At 50.7% G+C, this 22,046-nt stretch carries 19 protein-coding genes; 9 read left to right on the top strand and 10 right to left on the bottom strand.

Annotated elements, in window-relative coordinates; translation table 11 throughout:
* Positions 1 to 42 precede the first annotated feature (42 nt).
* The 4 genes from BUQ78_RS09320 to BUQ78_RS09305 form a co-directional block, all read right to left on the bottom strand.
* Positions 43 to 303, bottom strand: coding sequence for a UPF0175 family protein (locus BUQ78_RS09320; RefSeq protein ID WP_074200022.1), 261 nt, complete (start codon positions 301 to 303; stop codon positions 43 to 45).
* Positions 304 to 651: 348 nt separating this feature from the next.
* Positions 652 to 2,298, bottom strand: coding sequence for a M20/M25/M40 family metallo-hydrolase (locus BUQ78_RS09315; RefSeq protein WP_074200021.1), 1,647 nt, complete (start codon positions 2,296 to 2,298; stop codon positions 652 to 654).
* A gap of 30 nt (positions 2,299 to 2,328) precedes the next feature.
* Positions 2,329 to 3,702, bottom strand: coding sequence for an MFS transporter (locus BUQ78_RS09310; RefSeq protein WP_318259655.1), 1,374 nt, complete (start codon positions 3,700 to 3,702; stop codon positions 2,329 to 2,331).
* Between the two features lie 174 nt (positions 3,703 to 3,876).
* Positions 3,877 to 4,545 carry an endonuclease III domain-containing protein gene (locus tag BUQ78_RS09305; RefSeq protein WP_318259610.1) on the bottom strand — a complete coding sequence of 223 codons (669 nt, stop codon included), beginning with the start codon at positions 4,543 to 4,545 and terminating at the stop codon, positions 3,877 to 3,879.
* Between the two features lie 197 nt (positions 4,546 to 4,742).
* On the opposite strand from BUQ78_RS09305, the gene pfp reads away from it, so the two are divergent.
* From pfp to BUQ78_RS09285, 4 genes are all read left to right on the top strand, one after another.
* Positions 4,743 to 6,005 carry a diphosphate--fructose-6-phosphate 1-phosphotransferase gene (gene pfp / locus BUQ78_RS09300; RefSeq protein WP_074200019.1) on the top strand — a complete coding sequence of 421 codons (1,263 nt, stop codon included), beginning with the start codon at positions 4,743 to 4,745 and terminating at the stop codon, positions 6,003 to 6,005.
* A gap of 147 nt (positions 6,006 to 6,152) precedes the next feature.
* Positions 6,153 to 7,130: an ATP-grasp domain-containing protein gene (locus tag BUQ78_RS09295; protein WP_318259608.1), complete on the top strand. Its 978-nt coding sequence runs from the start codon at positions 6,153 to 6,155 to the stop codon at positions 7,128 to 7,130.
* Complete coding sequence (locus BUQ78_RS09290) at positions 7,124 to 8,167, top strand: hydantoinase/oxoprolinase family protein (protein ID WP_074200017.1); 1,044 nt, start codon at positions 7,124 to 7,126, stop codon at positions 8,165 to 8,167. Before BUQ78_RS09295 ends, BUQ78_RS09290 begins: the two co-directional genes overlap by 7 nt.
* A complete protein-coding gene (locus BUQ78_RS09285) occupies positions 8,149 to 8,760 on the top strand; it encodes an amino acid kinase family protein (RefSeq protein WP_074200016.1) in 612 nt (203 codons plus the stop codon). Before BUQ78_RS09290 ends, BUQ78_RS09285 begins: the two co-directional genes overlap by 19 nt.
* Here BUQ78_RS09285 and BUQ78_RS09280 read toward each other — a convergent pair.
* The 4 genes from BUQ78_RS09280 to BUQ78_RS09265 all read right to left on the bottom strand — a co-directional run bounded on the left by BUQ78_RS09280 (position 8,723) and on the right by BUQ78_RS09265 (position 12,301).
* Positions 8,723 to 9,475: a (5-formylfuran-3-yl)methyl phosphate synthase gene (locus BUQ78_RS09280; RefSeq protein ID WP_084532332.1), complete on the bottom strand. Its 753-nt coding sequence runs from the start codon at positions 9,473 to 9,475 to the stop codon at positions 8,723 to 8,725. The two genes, BUQ78_RS09285 and BUQ78_RS09280, sit on opposite strands and share 38 nt — an antisense overlap.
* The gene (locus tag BUQ78_RS09275; RefSeq protein WP_084532330.1) at positions 9,472 to 10,212 is read right to left on the bottom strand and encodes a HisA/HisF-related TIM barrel protein; all 741 of its coding nucleotides are present in this window, start codon (positions 10,210 to 10,212) and stop codon (positions 9,472 to 9,474) included. The genes BUQ78_RS09280 and BUQ78_RS09275 overlap by 4 nt, the downstream gene beginning before the upstream one ends.
* Positions 10,213 to 10,214: 2 nt before the next feature.
* Complete coding sequence (lipB, locus tag BUQ78_RS09270; RefSeq protein WP_318259606.1) at positions 10,215 to 10,988, bottom strand: lipoyl(octanoyl) transferase LipB; 774 nt, start codon at positions 10,986 to 10,988, stop codon at positions 10,215 to 10,217.
* A gap of 89 nt (positions 10,989 to 11,077) precedes the next feature.
* Positions 11,078 to 12,301: a dicarboxylate/amino acid:cation symporter gene (locus BUQ78_RS09265; RefSeq protein WP_074200014.1), complete on the bottom strand. Its 1,224-nt coding sequence runs from the start codon at positions 12,299 to 12,301 to the stop codon at positions 11,078 to 11,080.
* 566 nt (positions 12,302 to 12,867) lie between these two features.
* Here BUQ78_RS09265 and mgtE point away from each other — a divergent pair.
* Complete coding sequence (gene mgtE, locus BUQ78_RS09260) at positions 12,868 to 14,226, top strand: magnesium transporter (RefSeq protein WP_074200013.1); 1,359 nt, start codon at positions 12,868 to 12,870, stop codon at positions 14,224 to 14,226.
* Positions 14,227 to 14,563: 337 nt separating this feature from the next.
* Complete coding sequence (gene nhaC / locus BUQ78_RS09255; RefSeq protein ID WP_074200012.1) at positions 14,564 to 16,075, top strand: Na+/H+ antiporter NhaC; 1,512 nt, start codon at positions 14,564 to 14,566, stop codon at positions 16,073 to 16,075.
* A gap of 72 nt (positions 16,076 to 16,147) precedes the next feature.
* Here nhaC and BUQ78_RS09250 read toward each other — a convergent pair whose 3' ends face one another.
* The gene (locus tag BUQ78_RS09250) at positions 16,148 to 17,902 is read right to left on the bottom strand and encodes a phosphodiester glycosidase family protein (RefSeq protein ID WP_074200011.1); all 1,755 of its coding nucleotides are present in this window, start codon (positions 17,900 to 17,902) and stop codon (positions 16,148 to 16,150) included.
* A gap of 71 nt (positions 17,903 to 17,973) precedes the next feature.
* The gene (locus BUQ78_RS09245) at positions 17,974 to 19,407 is read right to left on the bottom strand and encodes an alanine/glycine:cation symporter family protein (RefSeq protein WP_074200010.1); all 1,434 of its coding nucleotides are present in this window, start codon (positions 19,405 to 19,407) and stop codon (positions 17,974 to 17,976) included.
* 440 nt (positions 19,408 to 19,847) lie between these two features.
* Here BUQ78_RS09245 and BUQ78_RS09240 point away from each other — a divergent pair, with 440 nt between their 5' ends.
* From BUQ78_RS09240 to BUQ78_RS09230, 3 genes are read left to right on the top strand one after another with little or no spacing between them, the layout of a single operon-like run.
* Positions 19,848 to 20,582, top strand: coding sequence for a basic amino acid ABC transporter substrate-binding protein (locus tag BUQ78_RS09240; protein ID WP_074200009.1), 735 nt, complete (start codon positions 19,848 to 19,850; stop codon positions 20,580 to 20,582).
* A gap of 28 nt (positions 20,583 to 20,610) precedes the next feature.
* The gene (locus tag BUQ78_RS09235) at positions 20,611 to 21,276 is read left to right on the top strand and encodes an amino acid ABC transporter permease (protein ID WP_014807114.1); all 666 of its coding nucleotides are present in this window, start codon (positions 20,611 to 20,613) and stop codon (positions 21,274 to 21,276) included.
* Positions 21,277 to 21,285: 9 nt separating this feature from the next.
* Positions 21,286 to 22,044: an amino acid ABC transporter ATP-binding protein gene (locus BUQ78_RS09230; protein ID WP_014807115.1), complete on the top strand. Its 759-nt coding sequence runs from the start codon at positions 21,286 to 21,288 to the stop codon at positions 22,042 to 22,044.
* Positions 22,045 to 22,046 lie beyond the last annotated feature (2 nt).

Raw genomic sequence — 22,046 nt, 5'->3', positions numbered from 1 at the left:
TCGAGCTCAATGCAATCAACACCGAGGAATCGCAGATCACTGTCAATCTAATTCCTCCAAAACCTTTAGATCTTCGCTTAACTCTTCAAGATCGTAATGACGCACGATATCTTCTTCCCCCAAAAGTTTGGAGAACTCCCACTTTGTCATCCCTGCAAGCTCGCGAGCCTTTCCAAAACTTAAAAGACCTTTCTCATATAATCTTAAGGCAAGCTCTCTTTTTAGCCGTGCAGGCATCTCTTCTCTGGGAAGCTTTATGGACATGACCAAATCATCGGGTAACTCTAATTCAAATCCGGACATTGCGACACCTCCTAAAACTTGCTGCTTCAACAACAAGAGGCCTGATGTTCGTTTAACATCATATCATTCGCAAGAATAATACAGGTGGCTACTCTTTATATTTGAAATTTAATTTAACAGGTTAACATTATGTTGTTGCTGAACAATGAACTGATGTATTATCGCCAAAACCATCAAGCAGGACAAGGCTTAGTGCTGCTGTGGCGGTTCGTTCTGCGAACCTTTAGACAGCGCCTCGCTGCTTTATCCGGATTGAATTAATCAAAGGTCATACGTTTTAATAACCCTTTTGCTCTACGTTACGCCTTTTGCGTAATTGCTGCTTTGTTGCGTAATGGGATAAATTTTTCAATGACCTTCCCGTGCCAGCTCCCTTAGAAACTGTCGCAGCAGCTGAGGCAGCTCGCCCAAGGCGTAATCGCGCTCAAGCCTTTCAAGCCACGTATGTGCTCCCCTCCCCAAGGGGCCCAGGTTTATTATGGGCATGTTAAGCTTTTCCATCAGATCAAAGGGAAGGTCGTATATAACGCCCCAACCGGGGGTGTTTTCCTTCAAGGTCTGCCTTTCGCCTTCATCTATTTCGCAACCTATGTAGCTTAAGTCGCACAAACCCCCAAAGGCGGGACACTCCATCAAGCGCCTGCCAAAGACGTTTTCGGCGTAAGATACCGTAGCCTCGACAGCACGATTAAAACGCAGTTCCACCTCCGTTCGGCCGTAATTTGATCGATGGGGCATAAACGGAGGCAGAAACCCTATTATAATGGCAGGCCCTTTTTTATCCCGCCAGGACATCTCCCATTCAAGTAATGCAATGCCTTGCTCCCTTAAGTCCTTGCCTGATGATTTGAGCTTTAAGGCCATCTCGCGTTCTGCCCCTTCAAAGTCGCCGGGGTAGTTGCGGGCCGCCTGACGGCGAAGCTCCGCAAAGTCAATTATCGAAACGTCGGCTCTTTCCCGTGCCGCTCCAGCGTAGCCAAAACTCTTCATTTCCTTATAGGAAGCGTCGATGTAGTCTAAGGCCTTTTTTACCCCCCTGCCGGCAGCCTCCTTAAAGAGCTCAAGCACGTCGCCGGGCGTTCGAGTTACGGTAAAGACGTTGAAGTAGGCCATGCTCAGGTGGGGAATGGAAACCGAGTACACTTCCTTTTGCCTGCATTCGCGGTTGAGCACAAAGGGCGGCAACGTGACGCTTGCACCAAGGACGTCGCAAACCTCGGGGCGCGCTTCAATTTCCAGGTCGATGAAGCTCTGCAAAAGCGACGCGCTAAGTCCGCCAAAATAGCTTCCACCGTGCGCTTCTTTTCCTATGACGTAGGTCATCACCAAAGCCTTTCCCATGGTGCTTAAAAAATATCCGGGCCCTGGGGCACCGGGAAGGCCGGCATCGGTCGGCTCGGTGTTTACGGCACCGATAAAATGCAACCCTTCCTGCTCGGCCAAATCCGCCAAAAAGGGCAAGGCCGAAATCATGCCCTGGCTTGATCCCTCCTCGTCAAAGACCAAAGCAACGACGACATTAACGCCAAAAAGCGAGGGGGTGCGGGCAAATTCCTTGAGCAAGTCAAGCTCCAGGGCCACACCGCACTTCATGTCCATGACGCCACGGCCAAAGATCCAGTTGCCGCTTTCAAGGTCGGCCCTTGCCTGCCCATCCATGGGTCGGCTCGCCATAGCTTGCGCCAAGGCCTCGGGGTCAAAGGCCTTGTCCGCCAAGTCTCCGTACACTTCAGCCCCCACCACGTCTAAATGTCCGATGAAAAGGACGGTGTCGGACACGTTCAAGGAAGAACGAACCAAGGCAACGACCGAATGGCGATGGCCGTCAGGGCCGGGCACAATATTTAAGTGGCCCGGATGTTCCATGAAGTAGCGTTCTTTCTTCAGGCTATCATATATGTGCCTTGCTATCTCGACTTCACCCTCGGAACCCGTGACGCTTGGAATGCGAACAAGCTCGATCAGCTCCTTGTATATGCGGTCATCCACAGACATCGACGTGACATCTCCTTTGCAGTGTTATCGTCATTGTACCCGTTCCTTCGCCGTCGCCTCCTGGCGTTTCAAAGCATGCCCGCTTCGCTCGACTCCCGCGCCAGGCCTGCTTGGCATCATGAAGATCAAGGGCATTGCCGCGATGAAGGCAATGGCAAGGCCAAAAAAGACGATGGCAAATCCCCGGGAGGGGTCGCCAACCGTCTCGACGACCAATGTGGCTATGGTCACGCTAAGCGCGCCGCCCATTTGTCGAAACATGCCCCTGATGCCGGTTATGGTAGCAGCCCTGTCGGGAAGAAGCTCAATGCAGGCGTTGTTTGCCGTCGGCGACAACACCCCCACACCTGCGCCCAACAGAAACATGATGAGGTACAAAAACAGCACGCTGGCAGGCTCCAGGCCCAGCAAATAGAGCCCCACGACTGTCGCTGTGTTGCCTATGATGAGCGGCCAGCGATAACCCCACTCCATGATGTAGATGCTGGTCAAGACCGAGGCTATTATCATGCCCACCGACCTGGGCGTAAGAAGCAGGCCACACTCCGAGGGCGTCATGCCATAGATCGCCGTAGCGTACGTAGGAATAAGCGACAACACGCCCACCACGGCACCGCCGTATATGAGGTTATAAAAATTTGCCGCCACAAAGGGCTTTCTTTTAAGGATATCGAGGTCCAGGATGGGATCTGAGACCTTATTTTCATGCCTTAAAAGCAAGAAGGCAAGGACAACGGACGCCACAAAGGACGGCCATGCCCACTTTGCCGCCGAGCCGTAGCCCAAAAACGTCAGCCCAAGCATCAGCATTGCAAGAGACATTCCCAACAGCCCCGTTCCAAGGAAGTCTATGCTGCCCTTTTTCCGCTCGCCTGCAGGAAGAAGAAAGACTGACAAAATCAAGGCAAACAAGCCTATGGGTATGTTGATTAAAAACACGGACCTCCAGCCGAAGGAATCGACCAGCCATCCCCCCACGTTTGGCCCTATGATCTGGCCTATCGGAAAGATGCTGCTAAACAGCCCGATCATCTTTTGCCTCGACTCGGGAAAGACTTCGGATATGATGCCCACGGCCGATGGCATGAATCCGCCTCCGCCAAAGGCCTGCACCAGGCGAAAAAATATCAACATCTCGATGTTTTTGGCAACAGCGCACATCGCCGAGGAGACGATGAACAGCACTAGACAAACAATAAAGGTCGACTTTCTGCTGAACACGTCGCTAACCTTGCCTATTATGGGCATCGTAACGGTAAAGCCCAGCTGATAGACGCTTATGATCCAGCCGGCTATGGTCAATGGCACCATGAAATAGGACGTAATTATGGGAAAAGCCACGGCGATGGACGTAGCGCTAATCGAAGAAAGCATCAAGGCCACGCTCACCGTCGCAAATATCATGTAGTTCAAATTAACACGCCTCCGTTGATAAAAAAGCAAACCGCCCTTTTTGGCCGAAAGCCACATCAGGCGGTTACGCAACTTTCACTATTATAACAAAAATATTACAAAAAGCGTCCTCTGTATTGAGGTGTATTCAGGCCGAAACCTTATGGCTTTGCCAAAATTCTACCCCTAATAGGATAAATCCCTTAAAAAGTCCACAGATGCCCCTGAGGACTCTCGAGCTTTGCCGCTGTAAAACCGCTTTGCATGCTCGACCAACAGGGCGTGATATTCCTGATAAAGAGCGACATCTCTGGGCAGGTTTGACTCAAACAGATCTTTAAGCTCCATGTAGCCTGCTCCTCTTTCGGCAAGGCCCAAGGCGGTTGCAATGCGCTTCGTGTAGGCATCTATGACGAACTCCGGCCGTTTGTAGGCGTAAAGCAAGATGGAATCAGCCGTCTCGTTTCCCACGCCCTTGACGGACATAAGCTCCTTTCTGGATGGCGTCCTTCCCTTCAATCCCGCAAAAAGGAGAGCGACTTCCCTCAAATAAATCGCCTTCTGGTTGAAAAACCCTGCGGGCCTTATGGCCGATTTAAGCGCGTCCAAGCTTAAAGCAAGGATTTTGCAAGGGTTCAGCGCTTCGATGCGCCTCAAATTTTCAAGCGCCCTCTCAACAGACGTCCAGGCCGTATTTTGCGTGAGCACAGCCCCTGCGATGATCTCAAAGGCCTCCTCTTCGTTTCTGGGATATCCGTAATCTCCGGGATGGTAACTTCCCGCAACTGGCCACCATCCCTGCGGGCCGTAATGCTTTAGTAAGGCCTCGTATATCGCCATTACTTTTGCGTTCACCTTTTCATACACCTTCCCAAGACCATGAAATGCCTAATATATTTTAGCCGCATTTAAGCAAAAAGCTTCATGTCAAGCTCGAATTTTCTCTAGGCCTTCAACCTAACGGATCGCATGGACAAAATAAGCAAACGCAGTTAAAATACGATAAACTTGCCGTTATTTATGAAGGCAATCGCACAGGAGGAGGAACGCGCATGAACTTTAAGGACAACACCTTGGCCCTCATATGCGGCGGAGGGCCCGCGCCGGGGATAAACAACGTAATAGCTTCCGTCACCATAGAGGCGCGAAACAACGGCTGGGACGTGCTTGGCATCTGCGACGGCTTTTCCCGTCTGGCAACGGCCAATAAAAGGGTCATCCCCCTTACCATAGACATGGTAAGCCGCATCCACACCGAGGGAGGAAGCATACTGCGCACGTCGCGCTTTAACCCCACAAAAAGCGAACAGACGCTAAAGACAGTGGTCGAAAACTTGGTCGACCTTGGCGTCACCCATATAGTCACCATCGGCGGGGACGATACGGCCTACGCTGCCTACAAGCTGTCTGAGTTTGCCAGGGAAAGGCTCGGCTTAAACATCCATTTCGTCCACGTCCCAAAGACCATAGATAACGACCTGCCTTTGCCCGAGGGGCTGCCCACCTTTGGCTTTGAGACGGCCAGGGCACTGGGTGCCGAGCTGGTGATGAACCTAATGGAGGATGCAAAGACCATGGGCCGCTGGTTTCTGGTCGTAACGATGGGACGTTCCAGCGGACATTTGGCCTTAGGCATAGGCAAAAGTGCCAGCGCCACGCTCACCGTAATACCAGAGGAGTTCGAGGGAGACACCATATGCCTTAAGCACGTCATCGATATAATGAGCGGCGCCATCATAAAAAGACTTGCCCTGGAAAAGGACCATGGCGTGATAGTGGCGGCCGAAGGGCTGATCTCCAAAATCCCCTCTCAGGAGCTGGCGGCCATAGATTCCATAGAAAAGGACGACTACGGGCACGTCCGCTATGCCGAGATCAACTTCTCCGACGTCTTAAAAAAGCAGCTTAACGGCGAGCTAAAGAAGATGGGCATCCCCATATCGGTCCAAAACAAGGAGATCGGATACGAAGTCAGATGCGCTCCCCCAAATCCCTTCGACGTGGAGTACACCCGAAACTTGGGTTACGGTGCCTTCGAGTTTCTGGCAGGCGGCGGCACCAATGCTGTGATCACCATACAAAACAACCAACTGACGCCCATACCCTTCGATGAAATAGTAGACCCCACCACGGGCAAGATGAGGATCAGGCTCGTGGATACAAATTCGCTGCAATACCGAATTGCCAAGGAATACATGATCCGCCTGGAAAGGGGCGACTTCGAATCGGAATTCCTCTTAAACAAGATGTCGCGCATCGCCAACATGACGCCGCAGCAGTTCGTGGAAAAATACGGATATGTGGCTGGGCTGTAATCCGTTGATAATGCTGCTTAAGGTGATATATTGTCAATTTTAAGAAATGCATCAGGCTCTCATCGACAGGTAATAATATACGAACATTTTTCGTCGGGCGAAGATAAAGGAAAGAACGACAGATCCTTTGCAAGGGAAGGTCTCTTTATGGCGAGGACGATGCTTTCCTGTTTTTCTCGCCTGAACTACATAAAGCCCCTTTTGATCTTGAACGAAAGGTTCTCCTTTGCCCTTGACCCTACCGAACGGCAAAACCAGTACATCGTGCACAATGGCGAAGGAGAAAGTGTACTGTTTGAGCTTTGCGGAAACAAACTCGTTGTACTCATTGCTCCAGAGACGCAGGGGATATCCGCGCGTCTTGCCTTAAAGGTGACTCAAGCCGGCGGTATAATTTTGGGATCAGCCCCAGGTGCCGTAGAGGCAGCGTCGGACAAGGCTCGCCTTCTTGAACTGCTTGCCGACAAAGGAGTGCCGTGTTCGCCTTTTGCCGTAGCCTACGACCAAACCACGATAAAAGAGGCGGCCCTGTCGTGGGGTTTTCCCCTTGTCGTCAAGCCCTCCTGCGGGACCGGAGGAGAGGGAAGCAATTTGCTTAACAACAAAATCGAACTTGATGAATTTTTAACGTCAAATAAAGCCGATCCAAGAGGTTTAATCATTCAGCCATTCATAAAAGGATTCCCAGCCAGCTTGTCCCTTTTGATAAGCCGAAGCGGGAAGGCACATCTCATCTCGGTAAACGAGCAAAAGATCGCCCTAACTGAAAGCGATGATGGCAAATCCGCAAGCTTTAGGTACATAGGAGGAAAAACTGGCCTTTCCGAAGAGGACTATGCTGCCTACGGAGGCACAAGTCTGGAATACCTTCAAGGGCTTAGCCAGACTGTCGTAGACGCGATACAAGGTCTTATGGGATATGTTGGAATTGACCTGATCATGACTACGAAGGGCTCCCAGGTGCTTGAGGTAAACCCGAGGATCACTACGCCTTTGGCCTTCCTGGGGAAGTTTGCAACTTGGAACATAGCCGAGGCATTGATGGAAGCCTGCCTCCTCGACAAGCTTCCATCAGATTCTGCTGTGCCGAAAATTGATTACACCGTGGAGGGTTTATCATGCTAAAAACATACGACGTGATCGTAGGCTGGGACATTGGCGGGGTACAAAGTAAGTGCGCCTGCATCTCAGGCGACTTTGCCCTTTTAAGCTCTAAGGATATGACCTTTGAGATATGGAGGGACCCTGACAAGCTGTCGACGGTGCTTGAGTATCTTGCCTCAGACATCTCCCTCTCCAACACAGCCATGGCTATCACCATGACGGCTGAACTTTCCGATTGTTTTGCCACCAAAGCTGAAGGTGTGCGCTTCGTGCTGGATGCCTTCATCAATACATTTCCTGGCATCCAGCTTATGTGCCTTGGCACAGACGAAAGGTGGGTGCCAGCAGAAAAAGCCATGGGCGATCCGATCAACCTTGCGGCGACCAATTGGATTGCGGCTGCGCGAGAGATAGCAAGGTCCATCGGCGACGGAATATGGATAGATGTTGGAAGCACCACAACGGACATAATACCCATCAAAGAAAATGCCCTGTACGTTAGAGGAAGAAACGACACAGACAGACTGCGCTTCGGCGAGCTGGTCTATACGGGCTTAATCCGCTCAAATCCCAACGCCCTAGCCTCACTGCTTCCCTTTAGGGGAGACTGGTATCGCACTTCCAACGAATATTTTGCCGTCATGGGAGACTGCTACCTTCTTTTAGGCGAAATCGACCCGAAAGACTACAGCTGTACCCCGCCTGACAGCGGATCCGTTAACGCCGAGGGCGCTGCCCGTCGCCTGGCCCGACTTATATGTGCGGACGCTTCTCTTATAAAGCCAGAAGATCTGTTGCCATTGGCCGGATATTTGAGGGAACGTCAAATCGGGCTAATAGTTGACGCGCTGTATCAAGTTTGCTCGCAGCCCCACGTAAAGGGGCCTGCCGCAGTCACGGGAGCAGGCCAATCCTTAGGAATTCAGGCAGCCCTCCGGGCAAATCTGTCAATCTTAAATACTGAGGCGATCATCCCTGATGTGGTTAAGAAACATTTTCCCGCCTATGCTGCTGCCAAGGATTTGGCCATTTACCTCTCATGTCCGCCGAAGTCGTAGTAAAATTTGGCGGAAGCCTTGAAAGGCTACCACGATTTCTTGAGATATGCAGAAATTTAAGCGAGTCGCTGCGAGGCCATAAATGCATAGTGGTACCGGGAGGCGGTAAATTTGCCGATGAGGTACGCCTATGCGACAGACAATGGAAGCTAGCGGCTTTCACGTCTCACTGGATGGCCGTGCTGGCGATGGATCAATTTGGTTACGTTCTTGCTGAAAAGGTACCGCATTCCGTAACGGCCTACAACAAAGAAGATATATCACAGGCCTGGCTTTCGGGAAAGATCCCTATATTTTTGCCATCTAACTGGCTTAAGGAGCAAAGAGGAATACCCGAAAGCTGGGAAACAACCTCTGACAGCTTGGCCTGCTTTATCGCCGCAGCCTTCGACGCCTCAAGACTTGTCCTGCTTAAAGACAACATTCCTCCCCATGACGTGAAGGACCTTACGGGCACAAGTTGGGTCGATCCAATGTTCTTCCGTTTCCTTTCCCGCTACAATGGGGAGGTCTGGCTGTGCGACGGAAATAAGAAGCTTTCGCTAAACGACACCGTCAGCTGTGGCAACAGGCGCTGCTTTCGCCTGCAATGAGCGATGAAATTTCAAGGACCTTTCTTGACGAAAGTTTGCCCGACCGACCTCCCTCGCAAAGTGCACCTCGAAAGCCCAGGTAATCAGGCCTAAGGGGCAATAATAAAGGTACATCTTCGAGTTTTAAAGAACCAGCCAAGGCAGAAAAAAGGCCCCATTCCCTGCAGGCCGAGACAAAATCCCCTATTGCCTCCATGGAGGCAATCTCAAGCAAGTTGTGGCCGAAGGATTTATCAAAAGTATCAAGAAGACAACCTGCAGCACCGGCCTTCGCGGCCAAAGCCGGGACATCAAGGAAATTAATGCCGCCAAAGATTTGAGCATCCGCGTAAGCTCCTGCGACCAGCAAAGAGGTCGGGAAATACATTTTTAACGCATTTGCGACCGAGCAAAGCAGATTCAAGGCCTCATCGGATGTTTTTGCACCGTAAAGGCCTATTTTAACCATATCGGCTCCTGCACAGGCTGCTCCTACGGCCGCAAGCGCTGCCGTGCCCGGAAGATATGGCATGTCTCCAATGGCGGCGCTCACGGGAATGGCCTTGGGGACGACGCCTCTTATCTCGGTTATTGTCTCCGGCAAGGCTGCCCCAAGAGCTCCTTCGGCGGGGTTTTTCACGTCTATCACGTCAACTTGGACCTTCAAGGCTTCGGCGGCCTCTTCCTTAGATACAACGCTTGCCAGAAAGGCCGCCCTTTTTGGATATGAACTCACGACGCCAGCTCCTCTATGTCTTTTTTGGTGATTCGCCCTTCGTGAAGGGCCGTGGCGACCAGCAGGCCTGCCATGTTTAGCTTTTTTAGGGCAAAAAGCTCATTCTTGGAGCTAAATCCTCCGCCGCCGTAAAAACTTATTTCAGGCGCCCTTTGAATTGCCCTCTCATACATCTGCAGGGGCAATCCACTGCCCGTTCCCACGCCGTCTAAAGTAAGAATTATGACCTTTTCCCATTCTACTTCTTTTAACAGGTCTATCCCTTCTTCCAAGGAAACGCCCCAAAAGGGCGATCCCTCACGAGTCAGGATTTTACCTTCTTTGATATCCAAGCTGAATACAACGCGATCCATCGGGCATTTTCTTGCTATCTTTTCAAGTTCTTCGCTGCTTTCAAGGGTCTCAGAGCCAACGACAACCTTGCAGGATGGAATCTCGGACATCAGGTAAAGCACTTCATCCAAGCATCCTGTTCCCGCATCTATCCAAAGGGTTGCCATTGTCTCTTTCCGTACTTTTTGCAAAACCTCGAGATTATCTTCCATGTCTTGAATGGCGTTGAGATCGGCGACGTAAAGGTCACTTCCTCCTGTTACGTGAAGCAACGCCTTTGCCACTTTCACAGGATGGGGCGAATTTACCAAAGGGCTTTCCATAGGGCGATATTTATCCCTCTCTCCTCTATATGCTCGCACGATTAAACCATCCAAAAGATCCATTACCGGGATAACTTGCAAATTTACGACATCCCTTCTGATAATTCCTTTTTGAAGTTAGTTTCAAAAACTAAAGAGAATTTTTCTTTTACTTTTTTTACGACCTCCCGAAAATCTACGTCCTCGACGTAGTCGTCGAGCGAGGCCACGGAAAACTCCTTTATACCGCAGGGGTTGATGAGCTCGAAATGTGACTTGTCAACCCTTACATTAAAGGCAAAGCCGTGCATGGTGATCCACCTGTCGGCGGCGATACCTATGGCTGCGATTTTTTTGTCTGCGACCCAGACGCCCCTGTATTTGGGCTTCCTGCCGGCCTTTATATTGTAATCTTTCAGCACTTGTATAACCACTTCTTCAAGGCATGAGACGTACCATGGAAGGTCCTTCTTCCATTTGCTCAAATTAAATATGGGGTAGGCGACTATCTGCCCAGGACCGTGATAGGTTATGTTTCCTCCCCTGTTCGTCTCGTATAGCTCTATCCCGTAAGCTTCAAGGACCCTTTCATCCACGAGCAGGTTTTCCCTTCCCCCCGATCTTCCCACGGTAAAAACGGGCTTGTGCTCCAAAAGAAGAAGTATGCCGTCGGCCTCACCCGCTGAAACTTTTTCAAAAGCCCTTTCCTGAAATGTAAGGCCGTCGCCGTAACCCAGGGGCTCTTTAAATTCCACGACAAAACATCTTCTGCTCAACCGGCCACACCTCCCAAAGGAAGGTGTGGGGGCATTTTCGATCAGCGCATCACCGTCAGAAGCAATTTCGTACAACTTCTTGCCGATAGCGTCCTTGACCAAGGTATCTATTTTCCAAAAAAAATTACGGCCATGCAGCCTCGCGGGCTTACATGGCCGTCATTACGCATATTTAGTTTACGATTCAGTCGCTATTTCCCAGCAAACTGAGGTTCCCTGGACGTTCGTTTGCCCTTTTGAGTAGCGGTTTCCCTTTCCATCCTTGCGGCTATCTTGTCGACAACGATGGCTATTGCGTTGTCCCCCGAGACGTTGCAGGCCGTACCGAAGCTGTCTTGGGCGATGTGAAGGGCTATCATGAGGCCAAGCTGGGCTTCGCTAAAGCCAAGCATGGTCTGAAGCACTCCAAGGGCAGACATGATAGCGCCTCCGGGAACGCCGGGTGCGGCAACCATGGTAATGCCAAGCATCGCTATGAAGCCGACCATGGAGGCAAAGTTAAATTGCATGCCATGAAGCATCATGACGGCTATGGAGCACATGGTAATGGTAATGGTTGAGCCTGCCAGGTGAATCGTAGCGCACAGCGGTATCACGAAGTCCCTCACCGCCTTGGAAATGCCGTTTCTTTCCGCGCACTGGACATTCACCGGTATAGTCGCAGCCGAGGACTGAGTACCAAGGGCCGTGACGTAACCCGGTATCTGGTTTTTAAGGCACTGGAAGAAGTTCTTTTTGCCGTAAGCGCAGGCCACGGCGAAGTACACCAAAAGCAGCGTAATATGGCAGGCTATTACAAGCAGCAAAACCTTGCCAAATACTGACATAATTCTGCCCACTTCTCCCGCAAAGGTCATATTGGCAAATATGCCCGCCACGTGGATGGGCAGCAACGGTATTATGACGTAACTGACTAGCATTGTGACGATCTTTTGAAACTCGACCGTGGCGTTGTGTAAGGTCTTTTCCTCGATTGCCGGCATTCCTATGCCAAGTATGAAGGCAAGCAGTATCGCGGTCATCACGCCCATGATCGGGGGCATTTCGATCGTAAAGTATGGAGGCAGCAAATGCTCCTCAGGGTTGGATGCAGCCACATTGGCCACGAAGTTTATAAATTTGGGCATGATGTTGGTTCCGACGAAGTAGGCAAAAAAGCCCGCTAGCAAAGTCGAGCCGTAGGCAAGCGCAACAGTTATCCCAAGCAGCTTTCCGGCGCCCTTCCCCAGATCCGCTATGCCCGGAGCAACGAAACCAAGGATTATGAGCGGGATGGCAAAGCCCAGGAAATTGCCGAAGATGCCGTTAAAGGTAGCAAGAAGTCCGACGCACCACTGGGGTAAAAACTTTCCGATTAAAATACCGCAGATGATCGCAATGATTAGCCTTGGCAACAAGCCCAATTTCTTAAACATTCCCATAACCTCCCGATTCGTTTTCGTGTAATTTTTGACAGCACTGACAAATGGACTTGCGTATAAAAGCAACCAGCCTATTCGTTACGCCATCCTATCGACGGATGTTACCTGGGACATCACCTCCAAGAAATTACTTACTCTTCCGCCAGATATTATTATATACATAAAACGGATTTGTAAATGTATACATGTCATTTTATGTTAAATTTTCCACTTAAGTTGGCCCTTTCAACATCGCAAAAAAGGTGAAAAATATCATCTCATATGTTATCCTAATTAAGGTCTTATTCTTTATGCAGGAAGGGTGGTGGCAATAGGTGGACGCCGGACCCAGTAGTCATCGGTGTAGCGTGTATGAAATAACAGGCGGACATGCTCCGGTTCTTTCGGAGGGTCAGGGCTTTCCTATGGCCACATCCTTCATGCCTATCCCTCTGCTTTAGGCCATCCCAAACGCCCTCCGGAGATCGGAAAGATTTGGCAAAACGACAAAAACGTCTTTAAGACGCTACGCACCTCTTGCGTCCCTTTAGCAACCCACTGATCTCTGGGAGGTGATTCCAATGGAACAGAGAAACATCGATTTCTTCAGGGGAACCGTCGAGGATATGTTAGAGGCACGTAACTATGAAGCCTTGCGGGATTACCTTAGCGAGCTTCATCCTTACGAGATCGCATCGCTTTTGGAGGAATTCGAGGAACCGGAACAAATCACGATACTTTCCTTGACCCCTCCGGAAACCGCAGCTGAGGCCTTGGAGCACTTGGACTACGACGACCAGTACCGACTGCTTGATCACTCCGACAAAGCCGTGGCCAAGGCGATATTTGCGGCCATGGGGCGGGACGCCATAGCCGATCTGCTCATGGCCATCCATCCAAACAAGGCACAACAAATAATGGCCATGGTGCCGGAGGAAGACCTGGAAAGCATCAAGTACCTCATGACCTATCCGGAGGATTCCGCCGGCGGGATAATGTCCCTGGACTACATCCAGGCCAGAGAGTACTGGACCATAGAGCAGGTCATAAGGCATTTCAGAAAGGTCGGCCAGAAACAGAGCATCGCAAACTACATCTACATCGTCGATGCGATAGGCAAGCTGGTCGGCGTGTTATCCCTCAAGGAACTGCTTTTAAACGATCCCAAAAGCCTGGTATCCGACGTCATGCACAAAAACATCATAACGGTGCTGGCGACGGCAGACCAGGAAGAGGCAGCCAGGGTAATGAGCCAGTACGACCTCATGATCCTGCCCGTGGTAAACGGCCAGGGCAGGTTGGTCGGTGTCATTACGGCCGACGACATCATGGACGTCATAGAAGAAGAGGACACCGAAGACATCCACAGGCTCGGAGGCAGCCAGCCTCTGGAGTTGCCCTATCTGGAATCAAGCCTGATGACGCTTTTCAGCAAGCGAATAGGCTGGCTTGTGTTTCTTTTTGTCGTCCAGGCGGTCACCAGCAATATCTTAAAGTACTATGAAAATGTTTTAAGCAGCGTGGTAACGCTGGCCTTTTTCATCCCACTGCTTGCCGATGTGGGGGGAAACTCCGGCACGCAGGCGTCGTCGTTAATTATCAGGGCCTTAGCCCTGGGAGAGGTCACGGTTAAGGACATCGCGGTCATACTCTTCAAGGAGTTAAGGGTAAGCGGTTTGATAGGCATCGTGATGGGGTTCATAGGGTACTTCTTCGCCTGGGCCATAAGCGGCTCGGCGACGATCGGCATGATAGTTGCCTGCACCTTAATAGTAGTCTTGATCATGAGCTCTACGATAGGGGCCATCCTTCCTATCCTGGGAAGGATGTGCCGCGTGGATCCGGCAGTGTTTTCCGCGCCATTTATCACAACAGTTGTCGATATCACCGCACTTACAGTGTACTTCAATATCGCAATAAGGCTATTGAACATAGATTAAAAATCCGAAATCCGCCCTTTCCCTTCGACGGCACGGGCTGTTTAACGGCGGCTCGTGCCGTATTTTGTATTAGCAGACTGTCATTTTGTATTAACTACTGGTTATTTGAAAAACAATCTGATATACACTTACAATTTAAACTTTATTTTTATCATTCATGAATTTATGAATACTTGTACATATAAATTAAAGTGCATTAATTCATAAAAACTTAACTTAAAATTTCTTAAAATTACCGCTTTTATGAAAAATCAGTCTTGTATAGTGTCCTTATTATAAATATAATCAAAGATAAGTATTATAACATAAAGCTATACCCAAAGGAGGAACGGGCATTATGAAGGAAAGCGAAAGCTCGCACCGAAGACCGACGCTGCTTGAGGCGATCGTCGCCGTGGTTGTATCCTTTGCATGCATCGGCGTGGGGGTCCTTGCCTTGGGCGTCGACGTTCACGTTCCCATCGTAATTGCGACTTCTTTCATATGTGTGATTGGTCGCTACCTGCTTCACTTCCAATGGAAAGAGATCGAAGAGGGAATTTTTCGCGGCATCATGATAGGACTGCAGGCCATATTGATCCTCATGATAGTCGGCATGATCATAGGTGCATGGATCCAGGGAGGGGTTGTACCCACCTTGATCTACTACGGTTTGCGCTTGCTGTCGCCTGCCATATTTCTGCTTGCAACGCTTTTAATATGTTCTATTGTTTCTCTGGCGACGGGCACGTCTTGGGGTACATCAGGCACTGTGGGGCTCGCCTTGATAGGCATCGCTGCAGGTTTAGGCGTTCCTGCACCGCTTGCCGCAGGCGTGGTAATATCCGGAGCCTACTTTGGAGATAAGATGTCCCCCTTGTCGGATACGACAAACCTGGCACCTGCCGTGGCAGGCACGACTCTTTTCAGCCATATAAGGGCTATGATATCTACCACGATGACAACGTACGTTATCGTCATCATCATTACCGTAGTCCTCGGATTTAAGTTTGCAGGCGGCACTTTGGATGTATCGAAAATACAGGCCTTTCAAAAGTTACTGGCCGCAGAGTTTCATATCTCGCTTCTAGGGTTTATCCCACCCATCGTAGTAATACTTCTTGCTGCCCTTAAGTTTCCTGCGATTCCAAGCATGTTTGCAGGCGTCGTATTGGGCGGCATAATGATACTTCTTCAGGGAAACGGATTGGCCACGATGGTCACGTCCATCCATTACGGCTACACCCCCACCTTGAGTGCCCAGCTTGCAGGAGCCGAAAATTTAGAAGCAGTATCTGTTTTGCTTGCATCAAAGGGCATCACTGACGTTGCACCGGAACTTGCAAAAGAAGTGGGTCAAATGCTGAGCGATTTGCTGCAGCGCGGCGGACTGGATTCCATGATGTGGACGGTATCGTTGATACTTTGTGCCCTTTCCTTCGGCGGAGTCATGGAACGCTGCGGGTTCCTGGAAGTGCTCCTTGAGGCGATCCTTAAGCACGTTGAAAGCGTGACGGGATTGGTCACGTCCGTCATCATCGCCTGCTTTGCCACCAATCTGCTCGTGGGCGACCAGTACACGAGCATAGTCCTTCCCGGGAGGATGTTTAAATCCGCCTTCGACAAAAAGGGCTTGCATCCAAGGATGTTATCCAGGACGCTGGAGGACAGCGGCACGCTCACGTCCGTCCTGATCCCCTGGAACACATGCGGAGCTTATCACACGAGCCTCTTTGGAGTGCCAACCCTTGAGTATCTGCCTTACGCCTTCCTGAACTACCTAAATCCCCTGGTCGCCATAGCGCTCACGGCGATGGGCAAATTCATATTCTGGCGCAAGGATACCGACGACGACATCATAACGGAATAAACTTAATGCCAAGAACAGCTTAAAAGGGCCGCTTGCGGGCGGCCCTTTTTGATAGCGCGGATATCTTTAAGATCAATCGATGTAAATTATATAAGGAAGGGGTCTTTCCCTGCCTCCCGGAGAATGATTTACCAAAGCCCCGTTCCACCAGAGGCCCGATGAGCCCCCACCGTCCAGGTTTACGGCATCCCTCATCCCCAGACGTTTCGCCAAAGACCTTAGCTCTGCAAGGGTAACCCCGCGGGAATGCCAGGGATCGCGGCCATCCACCACGACCCAATAGACCTTGCTTCCGTCGCATCCCCACAATGTCCTTGGGTGTCTTTTGTCCGTGAAGCTCGGTTTAAAGCCCTCGTTTGCACTCACGTCCATGCCGTTCTTTAAAAGCAGCGGTCCTGCCTGGAAGGCCCACGTTGCACCACCAAACTCCTCGGGAGTAAGCGCGCTTTCAAAGGATACCTCCGTCCCAAGGGGCACATCGGCAAAATACGACCTGCTGTTTCCGCGGGCCACCAAAAGAAAGCCGTCGGGCGGAATATAGTGGTGACTTGCCGTAGCCGTGCTTTGCTTCCACGTCATCTTGCCGTCTCTTACCATTACTTCCAAGGCGTCGGACTGAATCTTTTGAGCCTCCTGGCCAAACTCAGGCGTATAGATGCTTATGCCGTGATAGGTTGGCGGAGTATTAATGCCATCCACATTGAACTGAACCTTTCCCCCAACGGTAACCTTTGTAACAAGCCTTGCCTGTCCGATGTAAATTTCGCCCCTGTCACTCCAGCCTATGGCGGTCCTGCCGTTGTAGGGCTTATAAACCACGTTGCCGTCCGCTATTATAAGCCCTATGGGACGCATACCGCTGAAATAACCTCCGTTTACGGCAGCCCTTGCATTCTTGGCCTTGGCCAGCTCGCTTAAAGGCTTGGACGTCCCAAATTCGGCGCTTGAAAGGGCAATCTTTGGGGTGACGGTCGTCGCATCAAACACAAGGGCAACCCACGACAGGGCCGGGCTTTCCTCTGCACCGCCGTAAGGAATTATGGAGGCCGTCATGGTCTTGGGTAAGCCCGACTTCACCTCGAAGGCCTTGACGTAATTCGCGAAGGGCCCTATGGCCACCTGAAACGCCCACTCCTGTCGCACGACGAAGGCGGGATATCCCATGTTTTTTAAGCTGCCGGCCAGATCGCGGGCACGGGCTTCGCTGTTCAACGGGATCTCGTCGACGCAGACGAGCCAAAGCTTAGGAGGTCGACCTATGCCTTCCCTGTGCATGACAACCGTGGATACATCGTCCTGCAGGGTCTTTTCAAAGACGAGGCCGTTTTTGCAAGCCCTAAGCCACGAGACCAAGGATCCAAGCGTCAAGCTCGTAACGTCAGCGGTTGGGTCGGACAACATCTCATCGGGCGCTTTGGGGGTCATTTCGCCTGCTATCGTCATGTAGGGCATGAGGTACGGAGGAACGTCGCCCGATTGAAAATTGCAGACAGCTCCCAAGGCTTCGGCTTCGTTAAAAAGCCCCAGTGCCCGTACGGCAAACATTAAAGCCTCTGCGTTCGTTGCCTCCAAAGAGGGGTAAAACTGCTCCAAGGGCGGCAATATCCCCAAGGCCTTGGCGGCCTGTATGGAATCCCCGTGAGGGGTCGACGAGGACACGTCGGAAAACCCCGTGCCTTCCTGTACGACCGGCAAATCCAGGGCGTTCATGATCTCGTAAACCACTTCCCCGCGCGATATCGCCGTCGCAGAACATACTGACGACAGGATAATGAAAAAGGTCAGCAAAATCGTCGACGATATCTTGATCCTTTTACCTGAAAACATCTGCCTGCCTCCTTAACCGTTTATGGCTTACGCAATCGCGCGAGAAATGTTTACCACAGATTTAACATTTTTTAAAGCCCGTTCTTACGATAACTGCTGGACGTTGCATTTTCGAGCCCAAGTGATAAGGCCTTGCCTTCTACGTCCTTTAGGTAATATTTGCCCGGCGTGCCGAAGAACTCGTCTTTAAGCTCAGCAACTTGCCTTGAAAGCAACAGCAACACCATAACGTTAGGAATGACTATCATGGCCAGGCTTATATCCAAAAATTGCCACAGAAACTTTGCCCCACCAACGGCGCCGATGTAGATCGCTGCAATATATAAGTACCTCGAAAGCTTAGCGGGCTTCAAGCCAAAGAGAAACTCCACCTGCTTTTCCGCGTAATACACCAACACCAACACCGTTGTGATGACGAATAAAAACAGGCTCACGGCCACCAGCCCGCTTCCGTAGTTGCCGAAATATTTGCTCAAGGCCACGGCAGCCAGGCTGGAAGGATTAACGGCAGCGATGTCGCTGCTCCAAACGCCTGATATAAGCACGGCAAAGGCAGTGGCCGTGCAGGCGACAGTGTCCAGTATGACTTCCGTTACAGACCATAGGCCCTGTCTTACGGGATGGTCGGTGCTTGCCGTAGCGTGCGCTATGGGGGCCGTGCCCATGCCGGCTTCGTTGGAATACACTCCTCTGGCAAAGCCCCATCTCATGGCCTGCGCTATCGTCGCGCCCATGAAACCTCCAACGGGAGCATGCGGCGAAAAAGCGTAATGAAATATCAGCGCTATGATCTCTGGCAACCTTCCTATATCCAGGATCATGGTGACCAGCACCCCTCCGACGTAAAGCAGCGCCATGAAGGGCACCAGCTTTTCCGTGACGTTTCCTATCCTTTTGATGCCGCCAAGGACAACTACTGCTACGAAAAGCATCGACCCCAGACCTACAATGTAGCTCGAGATCCCAAAGGATTCCGCAATATTGCCCGCGATAGCGTTGGACTGCACCATTATGCTGCAGAAAAGCTCGACCAAAAAAGCGAGGGCAAACCAGACCCCAAGCCACTTCCAACCCAAACCCTTGGACATGTAATACATGGGACCGCCTACATATTCGCCTTCCTCGTTTCTTTCCCTATATTTCAAGCTCAAGACGGTCTCGGTGAACTTGGTAGCCATCCCCAGGGTTGCTACGACCCACATCCAAAATACAGCTCCGGGGCCTCCGTAATATATGGCCACGGACACGCCGGCTATATTGCCGGCACCCAAGGTAGACGCCAAGGCAGAGGTCAAGGCCTGAAAAGGAGAGATAGTGCCCTCGCCCAGCCTTTCCTTGGAAAAGACCTTCCCCAGCGTTTGCTTAAAGATATAAGATATGTACCTTACCTGAAAGAAACGAAGCCGGAAGGATAAAAATACTCCTGTGATGGCAAGAACTGCTATCATCGGCGTACCCCAAAGCCAAGTCGAGAAGGCCTCAATGCACCCTAAAAAACCTGTCACGATACATTCCTCCTAACTCTAATTTGTTAACCTTGAATGAGAAAGGTTCAGGCCCGTACGGTTGAACATCGTGATTTGATGGGTAGAACTTGAATGAGCATGAAATAATACTAAACCATGAAAAGATTTCAATTTAAACAAACGTCAGCCATAACATCGGCAGTCAATTATAAATAACGCTAAGTAAGCATGTTATCACCTCTGCCTCCATACGCAATTTGCGAAAGATAACCTTTGAAAAATAAACTTAATGATTACAATAGTTACTATAATAGGCAAAGGAGATTTATTCAAGAAGAAATTCTATATAGAAAATATTTCAAATAATTTAGCAAGTTCAAGATAAACCAGGGTTTATTGACAAGGCCCTGCGGGGACTATATATTTAAACGTAGTACTTCACGAAAATAAGGATTCCTAAAACAGGAGGTGTCGAGAAAATGAAAAAGTGTTTATTTTATCTGTCGATGATAGCGTTGGTGCTGTTTGCGGCCATCACGCCCGCTGTGGCCAAGACCTACGTGGTGGGCACCAGCGCCGATTTCCCGCCTTTTGAGTACATCAAAGACGGCCAAATAGTGGGCTTTGACATCGACCTAATCAAGGCGATCGCCAAAAGCCAGGGCTTCGACGTGAAGTTTCAGGACATCAGCTTCGATTCCCTAATACCCGGGCTAACGGCCGGCACAATCGACATAGTCGCATCGGGCATGACAATTACCGAGGAGAGAAAGAAGGTCGTAGACTTCACGGAACCCTACTACTCCGCTAACCAGGCCGTATTGGTCAAAAAGGGAAGCGGCAAAAACGTGACCGTGCTTTTCGGCAACCACAAGATAGCCGTACAGACGGGAACGACGGGAGACCTATGGGTCGAGGAAAACCTGGAAAAGACGGGCATACTCAAGGGAAAAGTCACCAGGTTTGATACCTTCGTGCTGGCCATACAGGACCTCATAAACGGAAACGTCGACGCCGTCGTATTGGATACCCCGGTGGCTAAGCGCTACATGGCCGAAAACCCCGTCACGATGGTTGCCGAGATAATAACCGGCGAGGAATACGGAATTGCCGTCGCCAAGGGCAATAAAGACTTACTTGACAAGCTTAACAAGGGCTTAAAGGAAATAAAGGCCAATGGCAAGCTCGACGAGCTTTTAAAGAAATACTTTTAAATAAAGCCACACGAACGAGGGGTTTTTATTGAAGGAAACCATTGCCTTGATCGAAAAGTCCCTCCCAACCCTGCTGGAAGGGACTTTCGTCACAATTAAGTTGACCGTGCTCATCGTTGCCATGAGCCTTGTTTTAGGGCTTATAGTCGCCTTTTGCCACACTTACGGAAACAGGCCGCTTCGGGCATGTGCCGCCGTCTACGACAGGATATTTCGAAGCATTCCGGAGCTGGTATTGCTTTTGCTGGTCTTTTACGGCCTGCCCGGAGCGGGCATCAGGCTGAGTCCCTTTTACGCTTCAGTGCTCGCATTGGGGCTGCGCTCGACGGCCTACATGGCCCAAATTTATAGGGGAAGCTTCATGGCAGTGGGGTCAGATCAGCTCACGGCCGCCTACTCACTTGGCATGAGCGAATACAAGGCCTTTGCGTATGTCATATTTCCGCAGGCAATCAGGACGTTCATACCCCCCTTTGCCAATGAATACGCCATAATACTCAAGGATACGTCTCTTGCTTACGCCATAGGCGTCGTGGAGCTGCTCAGGCAGGGGCAGTACATCATCGCCGTGGAATATAAGCCTCTGCCGATCTTTTTGGTCATAGCTGCCATATATTTCGTCTTGACCTTCGGGGTCACCAGGCTGCTTAAAAGGTTGGAAGAAAAGCTCAAACTTCCCGGAATAGGAGTGTAAAAAGTACCAATGTCGGACAAACCGCTGCTTAGGATAATAAACTTAAAGAAGCGCTTCGGCGACAAGGTCGTCTTGGATGGGGTTTCCTTTGACCTGTATAAAGGCGAGACCAAGGTGATCATAGGCCCAAGCGGCACGGGAAAAAGCACCTTGCTTAAGTCCATAAACCGCCTGGTCGTCCCGGACGAGGGCGAAATATGGCTTGAGGACACCGAGATCACCAAGTGCAAGAACATCAACGCCATTCGACAGCAAATAGGCTACGTCTTCCAGGACTTCGGGCTGTTTCATCACCTCACTGCCCTTGAAAACATCATGATAGGCCTGACCAAGGTCAAAAAGATCCCCAAAAAAGAGGCCATGGAGCGCGCCCGTTACGAGCTAAACAGGGTCGGCCTGTCGGGGATCGAGGACCTTTACCCCGCTCAGCTTTCGGGGGGTCAAAAACAGAGGGTCGCCATTGCCAGGGCTTTGGCCATGGACCCCAAACTCATGCTTTTTGACGAGCCCACGTCGGCATTAGACCCTGAGCTCATAGGAGAGGTCTTGGCAGTCATGCAGGGGCTGGCCGAAGCCGACATGACCATGCTCGTCGTTACCCATGAGATGGGCTTTGCCCGTTCCGTATCGGACGAGATAATATTCTTGGAAAACGGCAGGATCGTAGAACAGGGACCTCCCGAAAGGATGTTCACGCAGCCTAAGCATCCGCGAACCCGGGAGTTTTTGTTTAAGCTGCGGGAACTTTACGGCGAAGGCGGCAGGTAGAG

This window comes from Acetomicrobium flavidum (genome assembly GCF_900129645.1).
GTDB lineage: Bacteria > Synergistota > Synergistia > Synergistales > Acetomicrobiaceae > Acetomicrobium > Acetomicrobium flavidum.
Note: the sequence above shows the minus strand (reverse complement) of the source record. Positions and strands in the feature narration are given on the sequence as shown.